Origin of the sequence: Bacillus sp. SD075 (genome assembly GCF_017355165.1) — a bacterium.
In the GTDB taxonomy this organism is placed as follows: Bacteria; Bacillota; Bacilli; order Bacillales; family DSM-1321; genus Peribacillus.
Map to the genome: position 1 here is coordinate 1 of NZ_JADILK010000079.1, position 9,739 is coordinate 9,739.

Sequence of the window (9,739 nt, forward strand, 5' to 3'; positions counted from 1 at the left end):
GAAACCTTCTTTGAAGGTTTTTTTTGTTTTCACATAATCATTTTGTGTCTTATGGCAACAGCGACTGCCTCGGTCCGGTGATTCACTCCCAATTTCCTGATAGCGGAAGAAATATGATCTCTGACGGTAAATTCACTTACGCTCATTTTTGGTGCCATTTGCTTTAATCCCAATCCATTGGCTAAATATTGAAGGACCTCCACTTCACGTTTGCTAAGAAGGGAAGTGGGAGGGGCAGAATCCAATGTCGAAACGACAGCCAATTCCAAATAATAGGAAAGCTTCATTAAATCATTCTTGGTAACAGGCTCGTTGGCGTGAATGGGATCAACCAACACTAGACCGATGGCCATGTCATTCACAATTATCGGAATGATTGCCAATGAAGAGATGGAAAATTTTTTAACATATTTTGCAGGGATGGAAGATTTCGCATGTTGGATGCTTAAGTATATGGGTTTGTTATGGATGACTGCTTGGTGGATTGGGTATATATCATGAATATTTTCTTTAACATTATGTAATGAAAAGGTATCTTCACTTGTACATGCACATATTCCTTCACCCATTCCTGTTAAACATGAGTAACTGAATAAAGATGCTCGTTGAAATGAAAAAAAATCCACACAGCCCTTTACGATCAATTGTGATTTATTCGCCATATCTTTTTGATGGGAAATCTTTTTTACATGATTCATCAGAGATTCCTCAAGCATTCGACTTTATTCCTCCCTACATTTTCAGTGCTAGGTTAATTGCTACTAATATCTTACAATATAATGAAAACTCTTACAAATTAAAAAAATCCTTAGAGATTCAAAAGGTTAAAGTTCAAAATTTCAAGGAGGCATTACCATGAAAAGAAAGAATTTAACGACCACCAGCCGGAGTTTTAGAGAAGAAACCCTACCTTTTAAACTTTATCAAAAGGCAAAGAAATTCGGTATATGGAATCCTCGTGACATTGATTTCAGCCAGGATAAAGAAGATTGGAAGTCATTTACTGATATTGAAAGGGAAGTGCTATTACGGATCATTTCCCTTTTTCAGGGCGGAGAAGAAGCCGTTACTTTGGATTTGCTTCCCCTGATTATGACGATAGCCAAAGAAGGCAGGATCGAAGAAGAAATGTATTTAACGACATTTCTGTTCGAGGAAGCGAAGCATATGGAGTTCTTTCGTTATACTTTAGATCAAATTGGTGAAACGGGTGATTTGACGGTCTATCACTCAGACACTTATAAATCGATTTTTTTTGAAATATTGCCTGAAGCGATGGAGAAACTTTTATCTGATCAATCCCCTGAAGCATTGGCAGAAGCAGCCACTGTTTATAATATGTTTACCGAAGGCGTTCTTGCGGAAACTGGATATTTCGGGTTTTATCAGACCCTCGAAGCTAATAAAATGATGCCTGGTCTATTAAAAGGCGTGGGCCTTTTGAAAAAGGATGAATCACGGCATATTGCTTACGGGACCTTCCTGCTGCAGAGAATCATCAGTGAACATCCACATATCTTTAAACAGGTTGAAAAGAGAATGGAGGAACTTTCGCCACTGGCCATCGCGTTAAATACGGAGGGATATGATCGGTTAGGAAATCCATTTGGTAATAACCAACAAGCAGTATTGAATTTTACCATGAAACAATTATCAGTGCGTATGGAAATTTTAGCTAGGGCAAAAGGGAAGGGGATTGAAGAGATCTATAATAGTAACGAAAAGGAATATGGGATTTTGTAAAGGCGATACAAGAGGCATGCTCACTATCCAGTTTACACTTATTAATGAATGGCCATCAGGAACTTGGTAGCAGGTATGAACAATCCTTAATTGCGAATATAGACTAATATATCTGAGGAGGAATTTTATGAAGGTAAATGTTCATTCGAATTTTTGGTTAAGGTCCTCGGTTTATAGTGGCACTAACGCTCGTTCACTCATTCCGGACCTATTCGAGGGTCTCGGAGCCAAAAGGATTCTACTCGTGAGTGATTTGGGCTTGGAAAATACAGGTGTCGTTAAAAAAGTTGCCGAAACTTTTGAGCAGCCGAAATTAGGTGCCAGAGCTGAAATAGTTGGACAGTTCCTGGGTGTTACACAAGACGCTGCGAGTGAATGTGTAAACAAGGCATTGAAATATGCACGCGAAGTGAATGCAGATGCCATACTTGCCATTGGTGGAGGGAGCGTCATTGATACCGCAAAAGCATTGAAATTCGGATTATATAAAGGAATTACGGATATTAATGATTCGATACCAAGCGGTTATCTGTATGAGGGTTTTCCAAAAGCCCAATCTATGAATATCCCGCATATTTCCGTAGCCACAACAGCAGGAACCGGTTCTGAAGTATCCCCGATCGCAGTCATATATAATGAACATAAAAAAGTCAAAATGAATATATACAATATTTTTTTAAGTTCGGATGTTGCCATTCTAGATCCTGAGTTAACAGTCGGACTGCCAAATGACATTACGGCATATACTGGTGCAGATGCATTGACGCATGCAATTGAAGCGATCGTTTCACCTGCAGCGACATCAATAACCGATGCATATGCCTTTCAGGCCATTCGAGTTATTGAAAGAAATTTACCGAGGGCCGTAAGGGACGGAACGAATATTGAGGCCAGAATGGAAATGCTGTATGGAAGCATGATGGGAATCACTGCATTTTGTAGTGCATTGAAAGCGATTCCGGTTCATAACTTTGCCCACGCATATGGGGCGTTATTCCGTATTCCGCATGGATTGGCGAATGCTGTATTTTTACCGGTCGTCATGGAATCAACCCCGGATTTATATCTTCCAAAGGCCCATTTGATAGCAGAAGCCTTTAGTGTGAAAATAAATGATGAAGATTCAAAAGGGATCTTAGCGAAAGTGATAGAAAAGCTCCGTGTTTTCCTATCCGATCTTGGACTGCCCTCCGACTTCAGCGCTTATGGAAACCAGTCAGATATGAAAAGGATTCTTAAAGCAGTAATGACGGATCCAGCTGCCACTAATTATCCGATGTCGGAGGAATTAATAATGTCAGTAGTTTCAAGAGTTTCACCCGTGAGAATTAATTAATACTAAAAAAGCCAGTGCATAAAGGCTGGCTTTTTTACGTTGTAATAATTTCCATCCAATGTGTTATGTCCCGAATTTATCGTTCAGTCAGTTCGTCTCGATTTATGATCCTTTGTAGGAGCCATATCAACCGGGACCAAGAGGATTCTGGTTAATATTTTTTTCCTAAGTTTTCCTGTGCCATCTTTATGAGTTCCTTGACCATACCCCCGCCTAACTTTCCTCCTATTTTTCCATTCTGCTTGGAAGTTAGCCCACCGTTATAGTCTTTTTTTAGCGGTACGCCAATTTCTTTTGCTACTTCAAACTTTGCCTCTTCGGGATTCTTTGTACCAGCAACTTTGGCTTTTAAATCATCGAGTCCTTTTCGTGCTTCAGATACTAGAATTTTTCTTCTCCTTGCCATTAATCATCACCCCAATTTTTTTCTTAGGTTATCCTAATGTAAAGAGAATGATTAACATGCAGATTGAATTGATTGAATGTTTTTAATTGGAATCCCGATGAACACAGAGGCAGTCATAAACTTTTATATGATATAGGATGAAAGGGATTGAGTCGATTTGCGGTTCGAAGAAGTTTTAGTTTATTTAAAGCGGGTAACATATAATAAAACGATTTAAGGAGAAAATGATGCTGACTGCTAATTCAAGTTTGTTAACAAAAAAAGATATGATAAATCCCGATCGAGTGCCGCAATGGCTAATTAAGGAATATCAAACATTCCATGATACAGTAACCGATAAAACCTTTCCTTGTTATTTTGGGATGAAAGCTGAAAATAAAGGGGAACTTCGTTATGCATATATCACACAGGAAGATTGGTCCAATCTTCCAAAAGCAGTGGGAAACTTTCTTGATTTATTTCAGGATCCCCCATATATCAGGCATGGCCTTTTCGTCTTTATGGAGCCTGAATCGATAGAGGGTGATATAGAATTTTACCGTAAAAGGTTTTGGGAGATCCTGCAATACCTGCATAATGAGGATGAAAAACCTTGGCCAATTGAAAAGCCGAAAGATCCTGAGCATTATTTATGGGACTATCATTTTGCAGGTGAACCAATCTTTGTCTTTGGTAATGCACCTGCTTATAAACAGCGTAAAACCCGAGATTTAGGAAATAGCCTTGTACTTGGATTCCAACCCCGGATGATTTTTGAAGGCTTGGAAGGAACAGAAAAAGGCGGAATCATGTCGCGTGAAAAGGTTCGTGAACGAGTTGAGAAGTGGGATAACCTTCCTAAACATCCTGATATCAGTCACTTTGGGGATGTAAATCATAATGAATGGAAACAATTTTTCATTGGGGATGATATAGAACCAATAAAAGGTAAATGTCCTTTCCATCATAAAGAGATAACTTAACCGAGGGCAAATTGCTCTCGGTTTTTTCCGCTCCTTATTGGAAGGCGCCAAGGATAAAAAAATCCATTTACGCAAATTTCTGAAAAGTACGATTGAAAATAAAAAACATATCTCTTGCCTTATTGGGTTTTCAGTTTTATAATGTGAATGTATCAATTGCAGTTAATTCGAGATATATGGATTAAATGCTATTTTTATAAAAACATACAAAACTAACAATCGGGGGAATAAAAATGTCTAAAATATTATTTGTTAAATCAAATGACCGCCCAGCGGATCAAGCTATTAGTGTCAAAATGTATGAAACTTTTTTAAACACATATAAGGAAGCAAATAGTAACGATGAAATAACTGAATTGGATTTATTTAAACTGAACTTGCCTTACTATGGAAATACAGCGATTACTGCCCTTTATAAACGCAGCCAAGGTATGGAATTGACTGAAGAAGAAGTAGGGATTGCCGATATCGTGCAACAATACTTGAATCAATTCCTAGCTGCCGATAAAGTAGTATTTGCCTTCCCGCTATGGAACGCAACGGTTCCGGCACCATTGGTCACTTATATTTCTTATCTTGCTCAAGCGGGGACGACATTCAAATATACAGCTGAAGGCCCAGTTGGCTTAGCTGGAGGTAAAAAAGTGGCTTTACTTAATGCGCGCGGATCGGATTATGCATTGCCTGGAATGAATGCTGGCGAAATGGCAGAGAAATACGTAACGATGAATTTAAACTTATGGGGCATCACAAACCCAGAAACCGTCGTAATCGAAGGACATAATCAATACCCAGATCGCTCACAGGATATCGTTTCAGAAGGATTGGCGAAAGTTGCTGAGACTGCAGCAAAATTCTAATTCTAAAATTATTACAAGGTAAACCAGTATGTATTTTTAGCATACTGGTTTTTCTATGCAGATTTTTCTGAAAGTCGATTATAATAAAGGGTAAGCCTATAAGCATGAAAGGAAGTGCAGGAAATATGCAAACGTTTAAATCACGTGACGAAATAAAAATAGAAGAAACATGGAACTTAAAGGATATTTACGAGGATCAGGCTAAATGGGAAAAAGATTATCAAGAAGTTCTGAAGATGACAGAAAAATTAAAAACATATGATGGGCTTATTAAGTCAGCTCAAGACTTGTTCGAGTATTTACGATTAAGTGAGGAACTTGGGTACATTTATAACAAACTATATGTATTTGCCATGCTCCAAGCGGATTTGGATACTCGGGTAACCTCATCACAAGCATTACTGGATCGAGCGGGTAAGTTAGGGCAGAAAATCGGTAATGCTTCTGCATTTTTCATGCCGTTTCTTTTGAGTCTGGAAGAACATACATTAAAAGGGTACATAAAAGAAATAGAGGGTTTGAAATATTTTGAAGAGGATCTACTGGATTCCTTCCGTTATAAAGCTCATGTGTTAACGAAAGAACAAGAAGAGGTGCTTTCCCAAATAGGCGAAGCCTTTTCAGCACCTCAAAAAACGTTTGGGATGATCAACAATACTGATATAAAATTTGGGGAAGTTACGAATGAAGACGGCGAGAGGGTAGAGCTAACGCGAGGAATGTATTCCAAATTGATTGAAGACGATGATCGCGATAAAAGAAAAGAAGCCTATTTCGCCTATTATCAGCCATATGTACAATTGAAGAATACAATCGCTTCCACACTTTCCACGGCAATCAAGAATAATGTGAACCTTTCAAAACTAAGAAATTATCCATCTGCCTTGGAAAAATCCTTATTTGGAGATCAAGTTCCAAAAGAGGTATATGATAATTTAATTATGTCTACTAAGCAAAATATCGGACCCATGCATAAATACATTCATTTAAGAAAAAAATTGTTGGGTGTAGAAGAATTGCGTGCTTATGATTTAAGTGTACCATTAGTCGAAGGAGCTAAAGAGGAGATTTCTTACGATGATGGCTTTTCTTTGATGGTGGAGGCTCTCAAACCTCTTGGTGAAGAGTATATCACAATCCTGAAAACCTTTAAGGAAAAAAGATATATCGACGTCAGGGAAACACCTGGAAAACGTTCAGGTGCTTACAATTTAGGACTGTATGGTGTTCACCCGTTCATCTTATTAAACCACCGTGATGATTTAGACAGTGTTTTTACACTTGCGCATGAATCTGGACATGGCATGCATTCATACTATAGCTCAAAATACCAACCGCAAATAAGTGCAGGATATTCCATCTTTGTCGCTGAAGTTGCTTCCACTGTGAATGAAATCCTGTTGATCCGCCATTTAATTAAGACAACAAGAGACGTGCAGAAGAAAAAACACTTGCTTAACCATTTTATAGATAGTTTTAAAGGGACATTCTTCACACAAGTGATGTTTGCAGAATTTGAAAAGACCGTACATGAAAAAGCGGAAAATGAAGAACCTCTAAATGCCGAGGTATTTAATACAGCCTATGAATCGATATTTCGTGCATATAATGGAGATGAAATTATTTTCGATGAAGAAGTGAAATATGGCTGGTCACGTATCCCGCACTTTTATCGTCCGTTTTATGTCTACAAATATGCTACTGGTTACGTTTCAGCCATTACGATCGCTGATAAGATCCTTTCTGGGGACCAAAAAACACTTGAAAGTTATTTAACTTTCTTAAAATGCGGGAGTTCGGATTTCCCGTTGGAGCTGCTTAAGAAAACAGGCGTAGATTTAACTAAGCCTGATCCGATTGAAAATGCCATGAAGATTTTCAGCGATCTGGTCGACCAATTTACTGAGTTGACAGAAGGATAACCTAAACCATTTCTTCCAAAAGAGCCCATGGTATGTTGTTATAAAAAATGCTATAGTTAAAATATTGGCGTAGGAGAGGCCCAATCTATTGATTGGGCCTTATTTTATATGCTGAAGAAACAGGTAATGCGCGAAAAAAGTCATGGTGACAGCGTTATTTCAACATGGGAGCCGAGCCAGAGGGCCAGTTTCTTTGTTCTTCAATGGCATATTTTGTGAGGAAAGTGAAAAATGAATTCGACAGTAAATTATATAAAAGAATGGCAGCAGGCACTACAACTTGAAATCCTGCATTTAAAAAAATATGGCAGCACAAAATACCTGGTTTCAAACGGCCATCTGCTTACAGATGACGGTTCTTTCACCTATTATTTTGAAACAGGTTCATCGATTAAAATCCCTGTCGGTTCCCTTGTTCGGCTGGAGTGGGGAGGGATTAAACAGGATGGAAGGATCCTTTCATCGGAAGGGAAAAGTATAATCATTGTATTTGATCGCTCGTTAGGGGATATGATCGGTGAAGCCTTTTTATACCATGACCCCTGGGAGTTGCTGGAACAATTGATTATCAGATTGGATGAAATCAAAAGAAGCAAAAGGAAAAGGCTTCGGGTCAAGCGTCTGATGGATCCGTCCATGCCTCAAAAACATCCTTTAAACGAAAAACAAAGCAGTGTAAAAGAATTATATGCCCGTTCGAAGTTCAATCCAGTCACTTTTGTTTGGGGACCCCCGGGAACAGGAAAAACCTATACATTGGCACGTACAGTAGCCAATCATTATTTACAAGATAAAAAAGTTTTGGTTTTGTCCCATAGCAACCAGGCTGTCGATGTTTTGATGGCTGAAATTTCGGCATTCATTAAAAAGAAAGATCGTTTCAAAGAAGGCGATGTGCTTCGCTATGGATCTCAAATCGGTGAATCACTAGCCAGCCACGATGATATTGTTACCGGGCAATTATTAGGTAAACATGAACCGACATTATTTAAAGAAAAAGAAGAGCTTGGCGAAGAGAAACGTCTATTAAAACATGACTTGGCAGGGTCCTTCAGTAAAAGGGAAACAGATCAATTAATCGAGATTGAGAAAAAACTGTCCAAAGTCTTGGAGAAAATCCGCCAAAAAGAGATTCAATTCGTAAAAGAGGCAAAAGTCATCGGGACGACCTTGGCTAAAGCGGCAAATGATGAAACGGTTTATCAAAAGGAGTATGATTTGGTCATTTTGGACGAAGCGAGTATGGCTTACGTACCACAGGTGGCTTTTGCTGCAGCGCTATCCAAGCATATTATCGTTTGTGGTGATTTTAAACAATTGCCACCTATTGCTTCGGCTCGTGATTCGCTCGTGAAACTTTGGCTAAAGGAAGACATTTTTCATCGGGCTGGTGTCGCCCAGTCTGTTGAAGAGGGAGAACTTCATCGTCATTTATTCCTATTAAAGGAACAGCGCCGCATGCATCCTGATATTTCAGCATTCACTAATCGTGCCGTCTATAACAATTTTGTTGGGGATCATAAAAGTGTTGCGATTAGCAGGGAGGGCATAATGCTGGCGGAACCCTTTGCCAATAAGGCAGCAGCTCTTCTCGATACCAGCTTATCAGGGGAATATTGCATCACTGAACGGACATCCCACTCGAGAATGAATTTATGGCAATTACTTTTATCTTTTCAACTGATTCATGAAGCTTATGTGGGCGGGTCAAGGTCAATTGGTTATGTCGCACCATATCGTGCTCAGGCAAACTTGATGGAAAAACTATTGGATGACTTATATGACAAAGAACGACAAACGGCGGATATCATCGCCGCAACTGTACATCGTTTCCAGGGAAGTGAACGTGAGATGATGATCTTTGACACAGTTGATAGTTATCCGCAAAATAGGGCTGGAATGTTATTGACAGGGAGAGAAAGTGAAAGGCTCATAAACGTGGCCATAACAAGGACAAAAGGAAAGTTCGTACATGTATGTGATACTTCATTTGTTAACAAACACGTTTATCGTAGCAAAACACTTCGTCAGCTTGTCGATCATCAAATACAAAATGATCAAATTGTTCCAAAGAAAGACATTGGAAAATGGGTTAAACACCAGCACCCGAAATTGCAATGGATGCATGCCCGTAAATTGGGGGACTTTCAGGAAGATATTGAATCAACAAAACAAGAGATGGTTATCGCTGTACCGGATTTGAACAGTTTGTCAGAAGAATGGCAGCAATATTTAATGAAACGAAACCCTGCAGTGAAATTGACGATCATTTCAGCAAAAAGAAATCCTGATATCAACTCTGATCATTTTATTTGTTCTCCTGTTTCCTTTTCCTTTATCATATTTGATAAAAGAGTTATCTGGCTGGGTTTGCCTGTAGAGTCAAATAATCGGGTCCAACCTCCATTTATAGCAGCTCGTTTGGATTCGCAAATAATGGCAGATGAATTACTATCTCAATTTAAAAAAAGTGAATAGTTTAGAAAAGCCCTTTTAAGGGCTTTTCAGAA

At 38.9% G+C, this 9,739-nt stretch carries 8 protein-coding genes; 6 read left to right on the forward strand and 2 right to left on the reverse strand.

Annotated elements, in window-relative coordinates; translation table 11 throughout:
• Nucleotides 1–29: 29 nt before the first annotated feature.
• Complete coding sequence (locus IOC57_RS24780; RefSeq protein WP_207441217.1) at nucleotides 30–716, reverse strand: response regulator transcription factor; 687 nt, start codon at nucleotides 714–716, stop codon at nucleotides 30–32.
• Between the two features lie 139 nt (nucleotides 717–855).
• On the opposite strand from IOC57_RS24780, the gene IOC57_RS24785 reads away from it, so the two are divergent.
• Nucleotides 856–1,743 carry a R2-like ligand-binding oxidase gene (locus IOC57_RS24785; RefSeq protein WP_207441219.1) on the forward strand — a complete coding sequence of 296 codons (888 nt, stop codon included), beginning with the start codon at nucleotides 856–858 and terminating at the stop codon, nucleotides 1,741–1,743.
• Between the two features lie 127 nt (nucleotides 1,744–1,870).
• Nucleotides 1,871–3,079: an iron-containing alcohol dehydrogenase gene (locus tag IOC57_RS24790; RefSeq protein ID WP_207441220.1), complete on the forward strand. Its 1,209-nt coding sequence runs from the start codon at nucleotides 1,871–1,873 to the stop codon at nucleotides 3,077–3,079.
• Between the two features lie 151 nt (nucleotides 3,080–3,230).
• On the opposite strand, the gene IOC57_RS24795 is transcribed toward IOC57_RS24790, so the two are convergent.
• A complete protein-coding gene (locus tag IOC57_RS24795) occupies nucleotides 3,231–3,485 on the reverse strand; it encodes an alpha/beta-type small acid-soluble spore protein (RefSeq protein ID WP_207441222.1) in 255 nt (84 codons plus the stop codon).
• Between the two features lie 227 nt (nucleotides 3,486–3,712).
• On the opposite strand from IOC57_RS24795, the gene IOC57_RS24800 reads away from it, so the two are divergent.
• From IOC57_RS24800 to IOC57_RS24815, 4 genes are all read left to right on the forward strand, one after another.
• The gene (locus tag IOC57_RS24800) at nucleotides 3,713–4,447 is read left to right on the forward strand and encodes a YqcI/YcgG family protein (protein ID WP_207441224.1); all 735 of its coding nucleotides are present in this window, start codon (nucleotides 3,713–3,715) and stop codon (nucleotides 4,445–4,447) included.
• Between the two features lie 233 nt (nucleotides 4,448–4,680).
• Nucleotides 4,681–5,307 carry an FMN-dependent NADH-azoreductase gene (locus IOC57_RS24805; protein ID WP_207441226.1) on the forward strand — a complete coding sequence of 209 codons (627 nt, stop codon included), beginning with the start codon at nucleotides 4,681–4,683 and terminating at the stop codon, nucleotides 5,305–5,307.
• Between the two features lie 125 nt (nucleotides 5,308–5,432).
• Nucleotides 5,433–7,229, forward strand: coding sequence for an oligoendopeptidase F (gene pepF, locus IOC57_RS24810; protein ID WP_207441228.1), 1,797 nt, complete (start codon nucleotides 5,433–5,435; stop codon nucleotides 7,227–7,229).
• A gap of 231 nt (nucleotides 7,230–7,460) precedes the next feature.
• A complete protein-coding gene (locus IOC57_RS24815; RefSeq protein WP_207441230.1) occupies nucleotides 7,461–9,707 on the forward strand; it encodes an AAA domain-containing protein in 2,247 nt (748 codons plus the stop codon).
• The last annotated feature ends 32 nt before the right edge of the window (nucleotides 9,708–9,739 follow it).

Coding starts and splice junctions, on each gene's coding strand:
- IOC57_RS24800 (WP_207441224.1), top strand. CDS start 3,713: ATGCTGACTGCTAATTCAAGTTTGTTAACAAAAAAAGATATGATAAAT.
- IOC57_RS24815 (WP_207441230.1), top strand. CDS start 7,461: ATGAATTCGACAGTAAATTATATAAAAGAATGGCAGCAGGCACTACAA.
- IOC57_RS24790 (WP_207441220.1), top strand. CDS start 1,871: ATGAAGGTAAATGTTCATTCGAATTTTTGGTTAAGGTCCTCGGTTTAT.
- IOC57_RS24795 (WP_207441222.1), bottom strand. CDS start 3,485: ATGGCAAGGAGAAGAAAAATTCTAGTATCTGAAGCACGAAAAGGACTC.
- IOC57_RS24785 (WP_207441219.1), top strand. CDS start 856: ATGAAAAGAAAGAATTTAACGACCACCAGCCGGAGTTTTAGAGAAGAA.
- pepF (WP_207441228.1), top strand. CDS start 5,433: ATGCAAACGTTTAAATCACGTGACGAAATAAAAATAGAAGAAACATGG.
- IOC57_RS24805 (WP_207441226.1), top strand. CDS start 4,681: ATGTCTAAAATATTATTTGTTAAATCAAATGACCGCCCAGCGGATCAA.
- IOC57_RS24780 (WP_207441217.1), bottom strand. CDS start 716: ATGCTTGAGGAATCTCTGATGAATCATGTAAAAAAGATTTCCCATCAA.